Source organism: Tundrisphaera macrotermitis, assembly GCF_051175315.1.
Classification (GTDB): Bacteria; Planctomycetota; Planctomycetia; order Isosphaerales; family Isosphaeraceae; genus Tundrisphaera.
Window position 1 is genome coordinate 3,429,391 of record NZ_CP195100.1, and the last position, 17,463, is coordinate 3,446,853.

At 70.1% G+C, this 17,463-nt stretch carries 13 protein-coding genes and 1 pseudogene; 12 read left to right on the plus strand and 2 right to left on the minus strand.

What is annotated here, in order from left to right; genetic code table 11:
* The first annotated feature begins 4 nt into the window (after nt 1-4).
* The 9 genes from TA3x_RS13820 (at nt 5) to TA3x_RS13860 (ending at nt 10,729) form a co-directional block, all read left to right on the plus strand.
* Nucleotides 5-1,054: an exosortase/archaeosortase family protein gene (locus tag TA3x_RS13820; RefSeq protein ID WP_435022156.1), complete on the plus strand. Its 1,050-nt coding sequence runs from the start codon at nt 5-7 to the stop codon at nt 1,052-1,054.
* A 37-nt stretch (nt 1,055-1,091) separates the two neighbouring features.
* The gene (locus tag TA3x_RS13825; RefSeq protein WP_435022157.1) at nt 1,092-1,766 is read left to right on the plus strand and encodes an EpsI family protein; all 675 of its coding nucleotides are present in this window, start codon (nt 1,092-1,094) and stop codon (nt 1,764-1,766) included.
* Nucleotides 1,767-1,826: 60 nt separating this feature from the next.
* A complete protein-coding gene (gmd, locus tag TA3x_RS13830; RefSeq protein ID WP_435022159.1) occupies nt 1,827-2,843 on the plus strand; it encodes a GDP-mannose 4,6-dehydratase in 1,017 nt (338 codons plus the stop codon).
* A gap of 124 nt (nt 2,844-2,967) precedes the next feature.
* On the plus strand, nt 2,968-4,404 hold the full coding sequence (locus TA3x_RS13835; protein ID WP_435022161.1) for an alkaline phosphatase family protein: 1,437 nt from the start codon (nt 2,968-2,970) through the stop codon (nt 4,402-4,404).
* Nucleotides 4,405-4,504: 100 nt separating this feature from the next.
* Complete coding sequence (locus tag TA3x_RS13840) at nt 4,505-5,845, plus strand: glycosyltransferase family 4 protein (RefSeq protein WP_435022163.1); 1,341 nt, start codon at nt 4,505-4,507, stop codon at nt 5,843-5,845.
* A gap of 112 nt (nt 5,846-5,957) precedes the next feature.
* Nucleotides 5,958-7,331, plus strand: coding sequence for a hypothetical protein (locus TA3x_RS13845; RefSeq protein WP_435022165.1), 1,374 nt, complete (start codon nt 5,958-5,960; stop codon nt 7,329-7,331).
* A 34-nt stretch (nt 7,332-7,365) separates the two neighbouring features.
* Nucleotides 7,366-8,550 carry a glycosyltransferase family 4 protein gene (locus TA3x_RS13850; RefSeq protein WP_435022167.1) on the plus strand — a complete coding sequence of 395 codons (1,185 nt, stop codon included), beginning with the start codon at nt 7,366-7,368 and terminating at the stop codon, nt 8,548-8,550.
* Complete coding sequence (locus TA3x_RS13855) at nt 8,538-9,746, plus strand: glycosyltransferase (protein ID WP_435022169.1); 1,209 nt, start codon at nt 8,538-8,540, stop codon at nt 9,744-9,746. The genes TA3x_RS13850 and TA3x_RS13855 overlap by 13 nt, the downstream gene beginning before the upstream one ends.
* Nucleotides 9,743-10,729, plus strand: coding sequence for a glycosyltransferase family 2 protein (locus tag TA3x_RS13860; protein ID WP_435022171.1), 987 nt, complete (start codon nt 9,743-9,745; stop codon nt 10,727-10,729). The genes TA3x_RS13855 and TA3x_RS13860 overlap by 4 nt, the downstream gene beginning before the upstream one ends.
* A 119-nt stretch (nt 10,730-10,848) precedes the next feature.
* Here TA3x_RS13860 and TA3x_RS13865 read toward each other — a convergent pair.
* A pseudogene (locus tag TA3x_RS13865) lies at nt 10,849-11,823 on the minus strand (glycosyltransferase family 4 protein); the annotation flags it as partial.
* Nucleotides 11,824-12,041: 218 nt separating this feature from the next.
* Here TA3x_RS13865 and TA3x_RS13870 point away from each other — a divergent pair.
* The 3 genes from TA3x_RS13870 (at nt 12,042) to TA3x_RS13880 (ending at nt 16,691) form a co-directional block, all read left to right on the plus strand.
* Entirely contained in the window at nt 12,042-13,019 is a 978-nt protein-coding gene (locus tag TA3x_RS13870; protein WP_435022172.1) for an AAA family ATPase, read from the plus strand.
* Nucleotides 13,020-13,095: 76 nt separating this feature from the next.
* Entirely contained in the window at nt 13,096-14,448 is a 1,353-nt protein-coding gene (locus TA3x_RS13875) for a DUF58 domain-containing protein (RefSeq protein WP_435022174.1), read from the plus strand.
* Nucleotides 14,445-16,691 (plus strand): transglutaminase TgpA family protein, encoded by a 2,247-nt coding sequence (locus tag TA3x_RS13880; protein ID WP_435022176.1) that lies wholly within the window; start codon nt 14,445-14,447, stop codon nt 16,689-16,691. Before TA3x_RS13875 ends, TA3x_RS13880 begins: the two co-directional genes overlap by 4 nt.
* A gap of 12 nt (nt 16,692-16,703) precedes the next feature.
* Here TA3x_RS13880 and TA3x_RS13885 read toward each other — a convergent pair whose 3' ends face one another.
* Complete coding sequence (locus TA3x_RS13885; RefSeq protein ID WP_435022178.1) at nt 16,704-17,333, minus strand: hypothetical protein; 630 nt, start codon at nt 17,331-17,333, stop codon at nt 16,704-16,706.
* Nucleotides 17,334-17,463: the final 130 nt, after the last annotated feature.

Sequence of the window (17,463 nt, forward strand, 5' to 3'; positions counted from 1 at the left end):
GCCGTTGACCTCTCCCCAGTATCCCTTCTCCCCGAGGCGCACCGCGATGGCGACCGTCCCGATCTCGACACCCCGGACGACTCCCCCGGCCCCATCGGCCGGGACGGCCCGGGATCGCCCCACGCCGCCGCTCCTCGATCTGCTCCGCGGCGGCTGGGCCGACCCGCGGCACCGGGCCCTGATCGTCGCGGCGGTCGGCGCCCTGGGGCTGATCGGGTTCCTGTTCTGGGAGAACCTCGAACACTTCATCCGGGTCTGGTCCAACGACGAGAACTACAGCCACGGCTTCCTCGTCCCGTTCATCAGCCTCTATTTCGCCAACGAGGCCGCCCGCAAGGGGCCGGTCGCGATCCGGTCGGGGGCGTTCCTGGGCACGGCGCTGATCCTGCTCGGCCTGGCCATGAAGGCGGCCACGATCGTCATCCCGTTCTCGGTGGCCAGCGACGTGGGCCTGCTGGTGACCCTGGCGGGGGTCTGCACCGTCCTGATCGGCACGTCGGGGCTGCGGCGCTACGGGTTCGCGATCTTCTTCCTGGTCTTCATGATCCCGCTGCCGGTGGCCATGTACGCGGTGATCGCCTCGCCGTTGCAGCTCCTGGTCAGCCGGGTGGCCACGTCAATGCTCAACCTGATCGCGATCCCGGCGCTCTGCGAGGGGAACATGATCACCCTGCCGGGCGGGCACCAGCTGTTCGTGGCCCAGGCGTGCAGCGGGATGCGGCAGTTGACCGGGTTCCTGGCGCTGACGACGGCCTGGGCCTACCTGTCCGACCGCCCGTTCTGGAACCGCCTGCTCCTGATCGGCTCGTCGGTGCCGATCGCCATGACGGCCAACGTCGTCCGGGTGACGCTCACGGGCGTGATCACCCACTCGCTGGACCCGCGCTACGCGTCCGGGGCGTTCCACACGATCGAGGGGCTGGCGATGATGGTCCTGGGCCTGGCCATGCTGTCCTCGTTCAGCTGGGGCATCGACCAGGTCGTCGCCCTGTGCCGCGACGCGGTCCGGCCCGGGTCGACCGAGTCCACGACCTCTCCCGTCGCATCGCTCTGAACCGGCACCCACCCGCCCGAACGAGGGAACATCGAAGATGAACAGCATCGGCCGCGCCGTGCTCTGCCTGTCGCTCCTGTCCCTCGGGGTCGCCGCGCAGGCCGGCCTCGAATCCATGAGCCGGATCGATCGGCCCCCGCTGCGTCGCCCCCTGGGATCGTTGCCGCACCGGCTGGGGTCGTGGGTCGGCGTGGATCAGGAGGTCGACCCCCGGATCCGCCAGGAGTCTCAGGCGACCGAGCTGGTGAGCCGGATCTACGAGAATCCGGCCTTCCCGGGCGCCCGCCTGAACCTGTGGGTGAACTTCTCGATGATCGGCGACAACATGCGGCATTCGCCGGCGATCTGCTTCCCCTCGCAGGGCTGGACGCGGATCGAGTCCCAGACCGAGACGATCCCGGTGGTGGACGCCGATGGGAAGGAACTCCCCATCACCGGGCTGGGTTACGCGAAAGAAGAACTAGTGCAAGGGGTGGGATTCTGGTACTACATCTTCGGTGAAGGGGTCGCCGAACGCTGGGTGCGAACCCTGCCGATCACCAGCCGGAGTAGCCATGGACGGACGACTCGCGGCTCGGGATTGACGGTGGAAGTCTTCTGGACGCCGGACGGCAACGGTGATACGACGGCGTTGCGCGACTTCGCGCACGCCTTGCTGGTCGGCCTGGAGCCGATCATGCCCGAGGATCGTGCCGAATATTTCGTCCCCTGACCCTGTCAAGCCTCGAAGACAGTCTGGCGAGCCCGACGGAACGAGGCCGAGGATCCTTTCATGAAACGTGCATTGATCACCGGGATTACGGGCCAGGATGGCTCCTATCTCGCCGAATTCCTCCTGGGCAAGCCGGACTACGAGGTCCACGGGCTGGTCCGCCGATCCAGCTCGATCAACCGGCAGCGGATCGACCCGATCTTCCGCGCCCATCCGGACCTGGGAGACCGCTTCCAGCTCCATTACGCCGACCTCGCCGACGCGTCGAGCCTGTCGGTGATCATGGAGCAGGTCCGGCCCGACGAGATCTACAACCTCGGCGCCCAGAGCCACGTCCGGGTCTCGTTCGACCAGCCGCTCTACACCGCCGACGTGGTCGGCCTGGGGACGCTCCGGCTCCTGGAGGCCGCGCGGCACCTGAACCAGAGCCAGAAGGTCAAGTTCTACCAGGCCAGCAGCTCGGAGATGTTCGGCTCGGCCCCGCCCCCGCAGGGCCTGGACACGCCGTTCCACCCCCGCAGCCCCTACTCGTGCGCCAAGCTCTACGGGCACTGGCAGACGATCAACTATCGCGAATCCTACGACATGTTCGCCTGCTCGGGCATCCTCTTCAACCACGAGAGCCCCCGCCGCGGCGAGACCTTCGTGACCCGGAAGATCACGCTGGGCGTGGGCCGGATCAAGGAAGGGCTCCAGAAGAAGCTCATCATGGGCAACCTGGAAGCCAAGCGCGACTGGGGCTTCGCCGGCGACTACGTCCGCGCCATGTGGATGATGCTCCAGCAGGACAAGCCCGATGATTTCGTGGTCGCCACCGGCGAGACCTACGCGATCACCGAGTTCCTGGAGATCGCCTTCGGCATGGTCGACCTCGACTGGAAGGACTTCGTCGATTTCGACCAGAAATACTGCCGCCCCGCCGAGGTGGACGTCCTGCTGGGCGACCCGACCAAGGCCAAGAAGGTCCTGGGCTGGGAGCCCGAGGTCGACTTCAAGGGCCTGGTCAAGATGATGGTCGAGCACGACCTGGAACTGGCCCGCCGCGAGAAGTTCGCCCTGGGCTACCAGCAGGTCTGATCGGCCCGCGGATCGGCGCCGACGCGACGGGAAGGCCGCCCGCCCCGTCGCGAGGCCCGATCGATGGCCGCAGGGCCTCGGCATTTTGCACGGAAGATCACGCAGCACGGAGGGAGAGGACGCGATGCCCCCAGCCAAGGCGACCAAGGTCGTGGTCATCGGCCTCGATTGCGCCGAGCCCAGCCTGGTCTTCGAGAAGTTCGCCGAGCGGATGCCCAACCTCACGAAGCTCCGCCAGCGCGGGACGTGGGGCAAGCTCCGCAGCAGCGACCCGCCCATCACGGTGCCGGCCTGGATGTCGATGATGTCCAGCCGCGACCCCGGGGTGCTCGGCTACTACGGGTTCCGCAACCGGGCCGACCACTCGTATGAGAAGATGACCACGGCGACCTCGCTGGCGGTCAAGGAGCCGTTGCTCTGGGATTACCTGGGCCAGGCCGGCAAGCAGGTGATCCTGATCGGCGTGCCCCAGACCTATCCGCCCCGCGCCGTCAACGGGCTGATGATCACGGACTTCCTCACGCCGTCGATCGCCTCCAACTACACCCATCCCCCCGCGCTCAAGGAGGAGATCGCCGGCCTGGCCGACGTCCACCCCTATGAGTTCGACGTCAGCGACTTCCGCACGCCCGACAAGGGGAAGATCCGCGACGCCCTGGTGCGGATGACCGACAAGAGGTTCGCCCTGGCCCGTCACCTGATGACGACCAAGCCGTGGGACTTCTTCATGATGGTGGAGATGGGCACCGACCGCGTCCATCACGCCTTCTGGCAGTACATGGACCAGTCCCACCACCGCTACGAGCCCGGCAACCCCTACGAGAACGTGATCGAGGAATACTTCGCCCACGTCGACCGCAAGATCGGCGAGCTGCTCGAAGTGATCCCCGACGACGCCCACGTGATCGTGGTGTCCGACCACGGCGCCCAGTGCATGGACGGCGGGATCGCCCTCAACGAGTGGCTGGTGCAGCAGGGCTACCTCGTCCTCCACGAGCAGCCGACCACCCCGTCGCGGCTCGAATCGCTCAAGGTCGACTGGTCGAAGACCACCGCGTGGGGCTCGGGCGGCTACTACGGCCGCCTGTTCCTCAACGTCCAGGGGCGCGAGCCCCAGGGCGTGATCGCCCCCGAGGACTACGAGAAGACCCGCGACAAGCTGATCCGCGAGCTGGAAGCCCTGCCGGGGCCGGATGGCGAGTCGATCGGCACCCGGGTCCTCAAGCCGCAGGACCTGTACGAGACGGTCAAGGGCGTGGCCCCGCCCGACCTGTTCGTCTACTTCGGCGACCTCAAGTGGCGGTCGGTGGGTACGGTCGGCTCGGGCGAGATCTACACGTTCGAGAACGACACCGGACCCGACGACGCCAACCATGCCCAGAACGGCCTGATCGTCGTCGCCGGCCCCGGCGTCCCCAGCCACGGGCCGACCGAAGGGCTCCAGCTGATGGACGTGACCCCGACCGTGCTCCGGCTGTTCGGGCTCGACGTGCCCGCCCAGCTCCAGGGCAAGCCGATCAAGCCGGTGGTTTCGGCCGAGCCGGCGCTCGCCGGTTCCTGAGATCCGAGAGGAACGGGCCGGCCGGACTTCCCGGGTCCGGCCGGCCCCGCTCGCATCCTCCGCACCCCTCGCCAGAACACCCCCGATCAAGGATGATCTCGTGACGACCTCCGCGATCCCCGACCATCGGGCCCTCGCGCCCGCCGGGCCGACGCCGCTTCCCCGCGAGATCGGGCCGGTGCTGGTCGCCTGCCCGGATGCCCGGCCCCCCGCCTACCAGGCCGCGATCGGGCTGGCGCAGGCCGGGGCCCTGGATCGGTTCCTGACCGGGTTCTATTACAAGGGGCACGGCACCGCCTCGGAGATGGCCCGGCAACTGCTGCCGTGCCAGTTCGCCCGGATCCGTCGGACCCTGATGCGGCGCCACGAGCGTCGGATCCCCGCCGACCGGGTCCGGTCGGCCTGGAGTTTCGACGCCGCTCTGGCGGTCGAGAACCGGCTGGCCGCCCGCCGGCCCGGGGCCCGCGAGGCCGTGGCCCGGTGGCGAACCGAGCGGTTCGATCGGTTCGTCGCGCGGTCCCAGTCCTGGGGCGAACGGCCGTCGGCCGCGCTCCTGTTCAGCGACGTGGGCTCGCGCGAGGCTCTGCCGGCCTGCCGACGCCTGGGGATCCCGTCGATCCTGAGCATGGTGCACGGCGACGTCCGCGAGGAAGTGGAAGTCCTGGCCCGCGAGAAGGCCGAGGCCCCCGACTTCTTCCCGATCTACCTGGGGGACGGCCGGCTCGACCTCGACGCCCTCGACTGGCTCCACCAGAGACGCTTACGCGACATCGCCGAGGCCGACCACATCCTGGTCCCGTCCGACCACATCGCCGGGGAACTGGCCAGGCATGGCACGCCCCGCGACCGGATCTCGGTCATCCCCTACGCGGCCGATTGCAAGCGGTTCCGCCCCGATCCCGGCAAGACCCACGGCGACGGCTGCACCTTCCTGTTCGCCGGGGGGATCACCCAGCGCAAGGGGATCAAGTATCTCCTGGAGGCCTGGCGGCGGGTGCGCCGGCCCGGCTGGCGGCTCCAACTCGTCGGCGCCCTGCCCAGCGACCCGGGGCCGCTGGCCGGCCTCCTGGACGATGTCGAGCACCTGGGACGGGTCGGGCATGCCGACATGCCGGGGCTGATGGCGAAGGCCGACGTCTTCGTGTTCCCGTCGCTGTTCGAGGGCTCGGCCGTCGTCACCTACGAGGCCCTCGCCTGCGGCCTCCCGGTCATCACCACCCCCGCCGCCGGGTCGGTGGCCCGCGACGGCGTGGAGGGGGCATTGGTCGGATCCCGCGACGTCGATGGCCTGGCCGCGGCGATGGCCCGGCTCGGCTCCGATCCGGCCCTCCGATCCCGGATGGCGGTCGCCGCCCGCCTGCGTGCCGAGGCATTCGACTGGGATCGCTACCACGCCGCGTTGCTCGACGTCGTGGCGCGGGTGGCGGTGCCCCGCCGCTGAAACCGGCCGGGCGTGTCGCGGAATCGGCCGGAACTCGACTAATCACCGGGGAGATCGGGCGCCGAGGACGCGCGCCCGCCGGGTGTCGGGGCTTTACGGGCAAGGATGCGCGATGGACGACCTGGTCTACATCTACGCGATCGCGGCGATGATCGTCGCCACGTTCATCCTCCAGGTGATGCGGAAGACCTTCGATCCGTTCGCCCCGATCTGGCTGTTCTTCGTCGGCTATGCCCACGTCTACGTGATCCAGGCCCTGTCCTACCACGAGTGGGGCATCCGTACCCGCGGGGCGGAACTGGTCGCGGCGGCCAGCTTCCGGTCGTTCTGGGCCATCTCCCTGTTCATGCTGGTCTACTTCCTCGCCCCCTGCCGGGTGATGGCGAAGTGCGTGCCCAGGCCGCCGAAGGCCTGGTCGATCAGCCTGATGGGGCTCCTCTGCCCGGTGCTGATGGTCTGGGGCCTGTACTGCGCCTACACCGTGTCCCGCCTCACCAGCGGCGAGACCGACATGAGCGCCGAGTCGAACCTGATCCTGTCGTTCCCGCTGTTCCTGCTGGTGTCGGGGATCCTGCTGGTCGTCAGCGGCCGCTTGCCCGAGAAGCCGCAGCCGATGCTGGTGATGGCCGGGGTCGCGATCATCACCCTTTATATGCTGCTCTGGATGTTCAACGGCAAGCGGTCGCACTCGCTGATCGCGGTGCTGACCGGCGTGTGCGTCTTCTACATCTCCAAGCTGAAGCGGCCCTCGTTCCCGATCCTGATCGCCACGGCGATCCTGGGGGCGTCGTCGGTCGGCGCGGCGATCAGCTGGCGCTACTACATGCAGAAGTCCGAGTCCAAGGTCTCGTTCTCCACGTTCCTCAGCTTCCTCTCCGACTTCGACCCGGGCACGGTGCTGGAAAGCCTGAACATCAAGGAGCACGCGTTCGCCACCGAGGACGTCACCTACGAGACGGAGGAGTTCGGGGCCTACCTCCTGATGATGGACACCGTCCCGATGAAGTCGGACTACGACTACGGGCTGCCCTACCTCCGGGTCTTCACCACGTTCATCCCCCGGGTCGTCTGGCCGAGCAAGCCGCTGCCGGGCCGGGACCAGTGGACCGAGGCGTGGATCGCCGGTTCCGAGCAGAAGCGGGACATGACCTTCACCGGCCCGGCCATCAGCATCCTCGGGGCGACCCAGCTGAACGGCGGGGCGATGGGGACGTTCATCGTCATCGGCGTGGTCGCCTTCGTCTTGAGGGCCGGCTACGAGTACTTCCGGATGCACGCCGACGTGCCGTGGGTCCAGGTGTGGTGGGCCCTGACCTACTACAACGCCTGGTTCTGCACGGTGAACGACGACCCGCTCAACTGGTTCTATTACAACTGGGGCTTCACCACGATGCCGATGCTGGTGGCCCTGTGGGTGGCCAACAAGTTCTCCGGCGCCCCGGCCAACACCGCGGCCCCCGCCCCCTCCGCCGTGGCCGCGTATTGACCGGGCCGGGACCGCACCCGAGGGAACACCATCGATGATCTTCGCCGTCTGCTTCACCAACTTCGGCCCCTACCACCTGGCCCGGCTCCGGGCGCTGGCCGGACAGCTGGCCGGTCGCGGGGACGCCCTGCTCGCCTACGAGCTGGCCGATCGCGAGGAACGGTATCCCTGGGACCGGTCCCGGGCCGGTGAGCCGTTCCGCTGGACGACCCTTTTCCCCGGCCGGTCGATGGAATCGCTCTCGCGCGACGACTGCGCCCACGCGATGACCCGGGCCCTGGACCGCGACCGCCCCGATGCCCTGGGCGTCGTCGGCTACGCCCGGCCCGAGTCGATGGCCATGCTCCGCTGGGCCATCCGCCACCGCCGGACCTCGGTGCTGATGAGCGAGAGCCAGGAGATCGACCACCCCCGGGCCTGGTGGAAGGAAGCGATCAAGGCCCGCCGGGTCCGCCGGTTCTCCGCCGGGCTGGTCGGCGGGCCGAGGCACCGCGACTACCTGGTCAAGCTCGGGCTGCCCGCCCATCGGATCGCCCTGGGCTACAACGCCGTCGACAACGCCGCCTTCGCCGCGCGGGCCGACGCCGCGCGGAGCGACCCGGCCGGCCGTCGCTGGCTCCCGGGCCGCCCTTACTTCCTGGCCACCAACCGATTCGTGCCCGAGAAGAACCTCGACCGGCTGGTCCGGGCGTTCGCCGCCTATCGGGCCGACGCCCCGGCCGATCGGGCCTGGGACCTGGCCCTGTGCGGCGGCGGGCCGATCGAGGCCGAGATCGACGACCTGATCCTGGCCCTGGGGCTGACCGCCTCGGTCCATCGACCCGGGTTCATCCAGGAAGCCGAGCTGGCCCGGTGGCTGGCGCACGCCTCGGCGTTCGTCCACCCTAGCCTGATGGAGCCCTGGGGGCTGGTGGTCAACGAGGCCGCCGCCTGCGGGCTGCCGCTGCTCGTCTCCGACCGGGCCGGGTGCGTCGAGACCCTGGTCCCCGACCCCTCGGGCACGACCGGGCGGCGGTTCGACCCCCATGACGATGACGACCTCGCGGCGGCCCTGGCCTGGATGGCCGGGCTCGGCGACGCGGACCGGGCGGCGATGGGCCGGCGGGCGGCCGAGGTCGCGACGGAATGGGGGCCGGAACGGTTCGCGCAGGGGGCCATCGAGGCCCTGGAACGGGCGGATGCCCACGCGGTTCGAGGAGTTCGACCATGCCGGAGCTGATCGTCGCCGACCGCCCCACCGCCGCGATCCCGGCCCGCGCCCCGGCGGGCGGCTGGCTCCACTGCTGCAACGGGCTCGACCCGCGCCGGGATGGCGGGATGGTGCCGAGCATCCTGGGGATGACCGGCGCCCTGGCCCGGCACGCGGGGCCCCTCGCCATCGTCACGCCCACCCCGTCGCGGCTCGACGGCACGCCGGTCCCGGCCGACGTCACCCTGCTTGGCCCGGAAACGGACTACCTGGCCTCAATCCGCCGGGCCGACGCGGTCCACTTCCACGGACTCTGGCAGGTCCACACCAGGCTCGGCACGAAGGCCGCGCGGCAGTCGAACGTCCCCTATCTCATGGCCGCCCACGGGATGGCCGAGCCCTGGGCCCTGCGGCACAAGGCCCTCAAGAAGAAGGTCTACACCGCGCTGGTCGAGGGGAAGAACCTCCGCCGGGCGTCTTGCCTCCACGCCCTGTCCCGGCCCGAGATCGGCCACCTCCGGGCCATCGCCCCCCGGACCCCGGTCTGCCTGGTCCCCAACGGCGTCGACCTCCGGCCGTTCGACGACCTCCCGGCGCGGGCCGAGCTGGAACGCGACCACCCGGAGCTGGCCGGCAAGTTCGTCGTCCTGTTCTTCGGCCGGGTGCACCGCAAGAAGGGGCTCGACCTGCTGGCGAAGGCCCTGGGATCGATCCGCACCGACCATCCCGACGTCCACGTCCTGTTGGCCGGGCTCGACGACGGCGCGCTCGCGCCGTTTTTGGCCCAGGCCGAGGCCGAGGGGGTGCGGGACCGGATCACCTACGTCGGCCACGTCTCCGGGGCAGGGGCCCGCCGGGTCTGGGGGGCGGCCGACGCCTTCATCCTCCCCAGCTACAGCGAGGGGTTCAGCATGGCGATCCTGGAGGCCCTGGCCTGCCGGCTCCCCTGCCTGGTGACCACCGCCTGCCACTTCGGCGAGCTGGAGCCGGCCGGCGCCGCCCTCGTCGTCGAGCCGACCGAGGCCGGGGTCACTCAGGGGCTCCGCAACCTGATCGAAATGGGTGCCGACCAGCGTGCCGCGATGGCCCGCAACGGCCGGGCCCTGGTCGAGTCGCGCTACACCTGGGACCGCCAGGCGGAGCGGCTCGCCGGGGTCTATCGCTGGGTCGCCGGCGGGGGCCCGGCCCCCGAGGCCGTCCTGGACGCCCGGGAGGAGGCCCGATGAACCGCATCGACCCGCAACCGAAGCCCGGGAAGGCCCGCATCAGCGTCCTGGTCCCGGTCAAGAACGAGGCCGACAACCTCCGCCGCTGCCTCCCGGCCCTGGCCTGGGCCGACGAGGTCTTCGTGGTCGACAGCCAGAGCAGCGACGAGACCGCCCGGGTCGCCGAGGAGCATGGGGCCAAGGTCGTCCAGTTCCATTTCAACGGGGTCTACCCCAAGAAGAAGAACTGGGCGCTGGACCACCTCCCGTTCCGCAACGAGTGGGTCCTGATCGTCGACGCCGACGAGGTGGTGGTCCCGGAACTCGCCGAGGAGATCGCCCGGCGCACCGCCGCCGACGAGTCCGACGGCTTCTACCTGAACATGAAATACTTCTTCCTCGGCCGGCGCATCAAGCATTGCGGGTATGCCGAGGCCTGGAACCTCCGGCTCTTCCAGCACCGGCTCGGCCGCTACGAGAAGATGCCCGTCGCCCCCGGGATCCGGACCGGCGACAACGAGGCCCACGAGCACGTCGAGTTGCAGGGACGGGCCCCGCTCCGGCTCCGCCACGAGCTCGACCACCACGCCTACCCGTCGATCGCCGTGTGGGTCGAGAAGCACAACCGCTACGCCGTCTGGGAGGCGGCGATGTACGAGCGGTTCCTCCGCGAGCCGATCCCGACCAGCATCGGCCCCGGCAAGCGGTTCAAGCGAATGCTCAAGAAGGTCTACCTCCGGCTCCCGGCGCGGCCTCTGGTCCGGTTCCTCTACGCCTACGTGGCGCGGCTCGGGTTCCTGGACGGGCGGCCCGGGCTGGTGTTCTGCACCCTGCTGGCGTTCTACGACTTCCTGGCCTGGGCCAACGTCTACGAGATGGGCCTCGACGGTCGCGGGACCGGGCCTCGCGTCGGGGCCACCGCAAGCGATCCTTTGCCGATCCGCGAGGCGGCCCGGCCGGAGTTGATCGCGACGGCGGGGGCGATCGCCGGTCCCGGGGCCTGAGCCTCGGCCTCGATCGGGAGCCCCGCATCGGGACCGGCCACGACCTCTCGGTAGAGGCGGTCGAGCCGGGCCGCCTCTACCGAGAGGTCGTGGGCTCGGAGGGCGGCCTCGCGGCCCCGCGATCCCAGCTCCTCGGCCCGTTCGGGGTCCGCCAGCAATGACAGGATGGCGCGGGCCAGGGCCCCGGGGTCGCCCGGGGGGATCCGCAGTCCGTCCTGTTCGTGCTCGATCAGCGTCCGCATGCCGGCGACGTCTGTTGCGATCGACGGGACGCCGTGCGCCATCGCCACGGAGAGCGGAAGGCCGATCGTCGGCGCGACGGACGTCTGGCAGTAGACGTCCAGGACATTCCAGAAGTCCAGGTGGCCCGATCGGTCGTCCGCGAACGTGATCCGGTCGGCGATCCGGAGGCGGTCGGCGCGGCGGCGCAATTCGATCTCGTCCTCGCCCTGGCCAGCGATCAGGAACTCGACGTCGACGCCGGCGTCCAGGACCCGCTTGGCGGCCGACAGGTAGGTGGCGAAGCCGGAACCCTGGACCAGGGGGCCCGCCGCCCCGACCACGGGCACCCGGTCGCGGCGTCGCGGGGAAGGGGGGGGCGCGGGCGGGCAGATCCCCCTCGGGATGGCGTGGACCCAGTCCCGCGGCAGGCCGAAGTCGCGGTGGAGGACGTCGGCCAGTTCGCCGTTGGCGGCCACCAGCCCCCGGCAGCGGGCCCGGCTCAGCCGGAATCGGGCGCCTCGTGCGGGGTATTCCTCGACGGAGAGCAGGTAGGGCAGCCCCCAGCGCTCGGCGATCTCCAGCCCGGCCGCGCCGAGCCTCGACTCCAGGACGTGGAGCAGGCGAGGGCGGCCGGCCTCCTCGGCCAGGAACCGGAGGCCCCGCGCCGCCCAGGGGAGCCGCCACCAACGGTCCAGGCCCGCGCACTCGGTCAGGACGGGGAAGAGCGGGACGCCGGGGGCCCGCGTGCAGAGGATGCGCGGGGCGTGCCCGAGCGCGGCCAGCCGCTCGACCAGGGCCGCCAGGTCCCGCGACGGTTCCCCGCCGGACAGCTCGCCGGCCAGGAAGATGATCTCGCAACCGGGGTCGGCCATGACGTCCCGTCCTCGCGAGGAGATGAGAGATGGTGGGAGGAGGCCCGCCGGCCTCGGGGCGGTTGTAGCACAACCCCCGGGATCGGGACACCCGAGCCGGGGCCGAGGGCCGGCTTCCCCCCGATCAGTCGGTTGGAATCGCCGTCCCGGCGGTTTATAATCGACCGGGCCGCCGTCGCCCCCCCATGGTATCTCGCGACCGAATCCAAGGATCAGGCATGATCGCACCGCAAACGGCCGAGTCCCCCGATCGCGAAGCGGCCTCCCTCGCGCCGTTGCTCCACCGGCTCCTGGATAACATCGGTTCGGTGGTCCTGGGCAAGCCGGAGGCGATCAAGCTCGCGGTCGTCGCCCTGCTGGCCGAGGGGCATGTCCTGGTGGAGGACGTCCCTGGCGTGGGCAAGACGCTGCTGGCCCGGGCGATGGCCGCGAGCATCGATTGCACGTTCCGGCGGCTCCAGTTCACGCCCGACCTGCTCCCCTCCGATATCCTCGGGTCGAGCGTCTACCACAACGCCACCGGCGAGTTCACGTTCAAGCCCGGGCCGATCTTCGCCAACGTCATCCTGGCCGACGAGATCAACCGGACCACGCCCCGGACCCAGAGCGCGCTGCTGGAGGCGATGAGCGACGGCCAGGTGTCGGTGGAGGGGAAGACCCACATCCTGGAGCCCCCGTTCCTGGTCATCGCGACCCAGAACCCCTACGAATTCGAGGGGACCTACGTCCTGCCCGAGAGCCAGCTCGACCGGTTCATGATCCGGCTCAAGATGGGCTACCCGCTCCGATCCGAGGAGCGCAGGGTCCTGTCCAGCCACCGCTCGGGCATGCCGGTGGAGACGCTCAAGCCGGTGCTGACCAAGGACGACGTGCGTCGGCTCCAGATGGCAGTGCGCGAGGTCCGGGTCGACGACGCGGTGGCCGACTACCTGCTGGACATCGTCCATGCCACCCGCGACGGTGAGGACCTGAGCGTCGGCGTGAGCACCCGGGGAGCCCTCACGTTCTACCGGGCGGCGCAGGGGCTGGCCCTGGTCTCCGGGCGCGACTACGTGATCCCCGACGACGTCAAGACCCTGGCGGTGCCGGTGCTCTCACACCGCGTGGTCGGCAAGTCGTTCCTCCAGGCCGGCGAATTCGGCGCCGCCGAGGCGATCATCCGCGAGATCGTCGGCCGGCTCCGCGTCCCGACCTGAGCCCGCTCCGGGCCGGGCCCCATCCCGCAGATCCACAACCTCGCGACCGCAGCCACCCCGGATGGGGGAGACCTGGATGCCCGAACCCCGGACCTCACCGCGGCGGTTCAGCCGCTGGTTGATCTCGCACCTGTGGCCCAACCAGAGGCTCCGCCTGACCCGCGAGGGCTGGCGTTACCTGGTGATCTGGCTCGGCCTGCTGGCCTTCGGCCTCTACCAGCAGATCAACCTGATCCTCCTGGTCGCGGGCCTGGCGGCCGGCCCGATCGCCTCGTCGATCGTGGTCAGCGCCGCGATGCTCCGCCGCCTCCGGGTCGGCCGGAGGGCCCCCAAGTATGCGTTCGCCGGCGAGCCGCTGGCCATCGACTACACGCTGGACAACGACCGCAGGATGTCCGCCGCCCTGGCGCTGGTGGTGGCCGACGAGCTGGTGCCCGCCGATCGGTCGTCCGGGGCGACCGGGGTGGGGCCCCTGGTCTTCTTCCCCCGGGTGGCGGGGCTGTCCCGGATGCGGGCCCGCTGGCAGGGGATCGCCCCGGCCCGCGGCCGATACCGGTTCCGGAACCTGGAGATCGTCACCCGTTCCCCGTTCGGCCTGCTCGAACGCGAGCTTTCGATCCCGGACCCCGGCGACCTGGTCGTCTATCCCACCATCGGCCAGCTCGCCCGCCGCTGGCAATACAAGCACCTGGAGGCCAGCGAGGCCCGGCGCGGCTCGCGGAGCGACCGCTCGATCCAGCAGCAGGAATACCACGGCCTGCGCGACTATCGCCCGGGCGACAGCCCCCGCTGGATCCACTGGCGGACGACGGCCCGCCTCGGCGTGCCGATGGTCAAGGAATTCGAGCAGCACAACGAGCAGGACCTGGCCATCCTGCTCGACCCGTGGCTCCCCCGCAACAAGGCGACCGCCGAGCAGCGCGAGGCCGTGGAACTGGCGATCCGATTCGTGGCCACGATCTGCTACGAGACCTGCCGTCACCCGGGCCGGAGGCTCCTGATGGGCTGGGCCGGCCCCACGCCCGGCGTCCGGCAGGGCCCGGCCTCCGTCAAGCTGCTCCACGAGTTCCTGGAGCAGCTCGCCACGCTCCGCCCCCTGCCCGAGGGGGGGCTGGCCGACCTGCTCGACATCCTCCCGCCGGCCACGCTCCGCGACTCGTTCCTGATCGTGGTCTCGACCCGGCCCATACAATTGGCCGAGGAGGCGGAGCGTTCCACGAAACTCTCGGCCACCTCGATCCGCGGCCTCATGGGGCGGGTCACGCTGCTGGATGCCTCCCGCGGCGACCTCGCCCCCCTGATCCACTTCGGCCCCCCCGGCAGCTCACCGGCCGCGCTCCGGGACGCGCAGCGACGCACGGATGATGGCGACCGGCCGGAGGGGGCGGCGGATCCCGCCGGGGTGGCATCGGCAGGGGGGGCATCGTGACATTCTCGGCGATCTATCGGGCCAGCTTCTACTTGATGCTGACGTTCGCGACCCTGGTCATGAGCGTCGACGCCACCGACGACAACAAGCTCGCGATGCTCTACCCGCCCGCGGTGGCGCTGGCCGGGGCGATCGCGTTCCTCACCGTGGACCGGAACCCGAAGCTGGCGCTGTCGCGCCCGCTCGCCTCGGCCCTCGGCCTGGCGTCGACCGGGCTCTGCTTCGCCGAGTACCAGTACGACCACAATCTCCTGCTGCTGTCCGCGGCGCACTGGCTGGTCTACCTCCAGATCATCAAGATTTTCCTGCCCAAGACGGTCGAGGACGACTGGTTCCTGTTCCTGCTCGGGCTGGTCCAGGTGCTGGTGGGCGGCGTGATCAGCCAGAGCGACAAGGTGGGGATGGCGCTCTTCTGCTGGGCATTGCTGTCGCTGTGGGTCCTCTCCCTGTTCGCGCTCCACCGAGACGCCCTCCGGATGGAGAAGATCCCCCGGCCGGTCGACGAGGACGCGCCGCTCGGCCACTTCGAGATCTATCGCGGCCTGATCGATGCTCCGTTCTTCCTGGCCTCGATCCGCGTGGCGGTCACCACCCTGGCGCTGGCGGGCCTGATCTTCCTGGCGATGCCGCGGCGGGCCTCGATGAGCCTCTCCCGCGGCGGGGGCACCCCCGGCCAGACGGTGTCCGGGTTCGATGAGGAAGTCCAGCTCGGCGTGATGGGGGAGATACTGGAGAACGACAGCGTCGTGCTGAGCATCGAGATGTTCGATCAGGACGATCGCAAGATCGTGCCCACGGCCGACAACGAGTCGCTCTGGCGGGGCGCCACCATGTCCCGCTATGAGCGGGGCCGCTGGCGTCGCCAGTCGTCCGACGCGGGCGGCAGCGACTTCGGCCGGCCCGAGCGCGAGCCCGGGGTGAAGCTGATCCGCCAGATGATCAAGATGGAGCCCAGGGATAGCAACATCCTGTTCGCGCTCCGGCCGATCATCGAGGCCGACTCCGCGAATCGCCGCTCCCACCCATCGGTCAACATGACCGACGGCACGCTCCATCGCATGGACCACCGGCCCATCCCCCTGGAGTACGAGGTCACCTCGGGGATCGATCCCAACCTCCCCCAGCCCGGGGAGACCTATCCCCTCCCCGACTATCGGAACGACCTGGTGTCGATGCCCGACGACCTCCGCCAGAGGTTCCGGGCGATCGCCCTGAAGGTGGTCGGCTCGATCCCGGCGAAGGATGTCCGGGGCCGCGCCGACGCCCTGGAACGATATCTTCGCGACTCCGGGCAGTTCGGCTACACCCTCAAGCAGGAGCGGGGCGCCGCCGACGTCGATCCGGTGGAAGACTTCCTGGTACGCCGTAAAAAGGGACACTGCGAATACTTCGCCAGCGCCCTGACGCTCCTGCTCCGGTCGATCGACATCCCGGCCCGGATGATCAACGGATTCAAGGGGGGCGACCACAATACCCTGGCCGGCGTCCTGACCGTCCGCCAGAAGCATGCCCATAGCTGGGTGGAGGCCCTGGTCGGCCGCGCCGCCCCGGATTACCAGCAGCCCAGTTGGCTCACCCTGGACCCTACCCCCGCCGACCAGAGGAACGAGTCGGTCGCCCAGGTCGGGGGATTCGCGAGCCACTTCCGCCAGATCACCGACCTGATCCGCTACCTGTGGGTCTTCTACGTCGTCGGCTTCAACACCGAGCGCCAGTATCGGCTGCTCTACGGGCCGATCAGCCGGCTGATCAGCGACGCCCAGCGCGGGTTCGCGATCATGGGGGAGACGATCCGATCGTGGCTCCACTTCCCCAGCGTCGGCAGCTTCTTCAGCTTCCGCGGTTTCGTCGTCAGCTTCTTCGCCCTCCTGCTCCTCGTCGCGTTCGGCAAGCTCGTCCACTGGTTGGTGATGCGGATCGTCCGCTGGCTCTCGGGCCCATCCAGGGAGTCGGCCAACCAGGGCGCCGGGATCGCCTTCTACACCCGACTTCTCCAACTGCTGGCGGAGGCCGGCCTGGAACGTCCGCCGGCCGAGACGTCCCGCGAATTTGCCCGTCGGGCCGCCATCTTCCTCTCAGGACACGGCTCCGAGGCGGAGACGGTGGCCGACGTCCCGCCCCTGGTCGTCGACGCCTTCTACCGGATCCGATTCGGCGACCACCGGCTGGCCGCCGCCGACCTCGGCCATCTCGACGCCCGGCTCGATGCCCTGGAAGCCCACATCCGGCCGTCGCGGGCCTGAGCCGCAAGACTCTCAGGGGGTCCGCAGCCAGGTCCCGGCCTCCAGCGGACGGTCGCTGGAACGGACCTGGTCGCGGTTCGCCCGGAGCAGGACATCGACCGCCGATCGCGTCCCATAAACCCGGTCGGCCACGTCGCCCAGGGTCTCCCCCGCCTCCACCTCGGCGAACGCCGATCGGGGCCGGGAGGCCCGCGGCGGCCGGGCCGGGACTGGGGCCGGGGAGGGGGGCGGCGAAGGCACCGGGGCTTCGACCCGCCTCTGGACCATCCGGGGCCTCGCCTTCGCAACGGCGGGCCGATGAGCCGGGGTCTCGACCGTCGTCGGGGGAACCGCGGCCGGCCAGGCCGGCGGGCTGGGGATGATCGGCGGGGTCGGCGCGGGCAGGGCTCCCGGCTCGCGGATCTCGGCGCGGGCGAGGGCCGTCTCGATGACCGTGCCGACCGGGGCCGCGGAGGGAGTCGGTGATGGCGGTGGCGTCGGGGGAGGGGCCGGGGCCTGGGCCGGGGTGACCTGCGCGACCTTCTCGGCCACCGTCGCCGGCTTCTGCGGTTGGGGTGGCGTCTCCTTCTCATGGAGCAGGACCGCAAACGTCGCAACGATCAGGAGGCTGAGAATCCCGCCGGCGCCCGCGTGTTCCACCATGCCAGGCGTCTCCCCTTCCAACTCAGGATGACGGATCGAGTGGTTCTCTCCTTGAATCGGATAAATGACCCGGGAGCTTGAGCGGTTTGCGTTAAATGGGAAAAAAGAAGCGGGCGGGGAAGATGGTTGG

Coding starts and splice junctions, on each gene's coding strand:
- TA3x_RS13825 (WP_435022157.1), top strand. CDS start 1,092: ATGAACAGCATCGGCCGCGCCGTGCTCTGCCTGTCGCTCCTGTCCCTC.
- TA3x_RS13870 (WP_435022172.1), top strand. CDS start 12,042: ATGATCGCACCGCAAACGGCCGAGTCCCCCGATCGCGAAGCGGCCTCC.
- TA3x_RS13875 (WP_435022174.1), top strand. CDS start 13,096: ATGCCCGAACCCCGGACCTCACCGCGGCGGTTCAGCCGCTGGTTGATC.
- TA3x_RS13845 (WP_435022165.1), top strand. CDS start 5,958: ATGGACGACCTGGTCTACATCTACGCGATCGCGGCGATGATCGTCGCC.
- TA3x_RS13850 (WP_435022167.1), top strand. CDS start 7,366: ATGATCTTCGCCGTCTGCTTCACCAACTTCGGCCCCTACCACCTGGCC.
- TA3x_RS13860 (WP_435022171.1), top strand. CDS start 9,743: ATGAACCGCATCGACCCGCAACCGAAGCCCGGGAAGGCCCGCATCAGC.
- TA3x_RS13885 (WP_435022178.1), bottom strand. CDS start 17,333: ATGGTGGAACACGCGGGCGCCGGCGGGATTCTCAGCCTCCTGATCGTT.
- gmd (WP_435022159.1), top strand. CDS start 1,827: ATGAAACGTGCATTGATCACCGGGATTACGGGCCAGGATGGCTCCTAT.
- TA3x_RS13835 (WP_435022161.1), top strand. CDS start 2,968: ATGCCCCCAGCCAAGGCGACCAAGGTCGTGGTCATCGGCCTCGATTGC.
- TA3x_RS13855 (WP_435022169.1), top strand. CDS start 8,538: ATGCCGGAGCTGATCGTCGCCGACCGCCCCACCGCCGCGATCCCGGCC.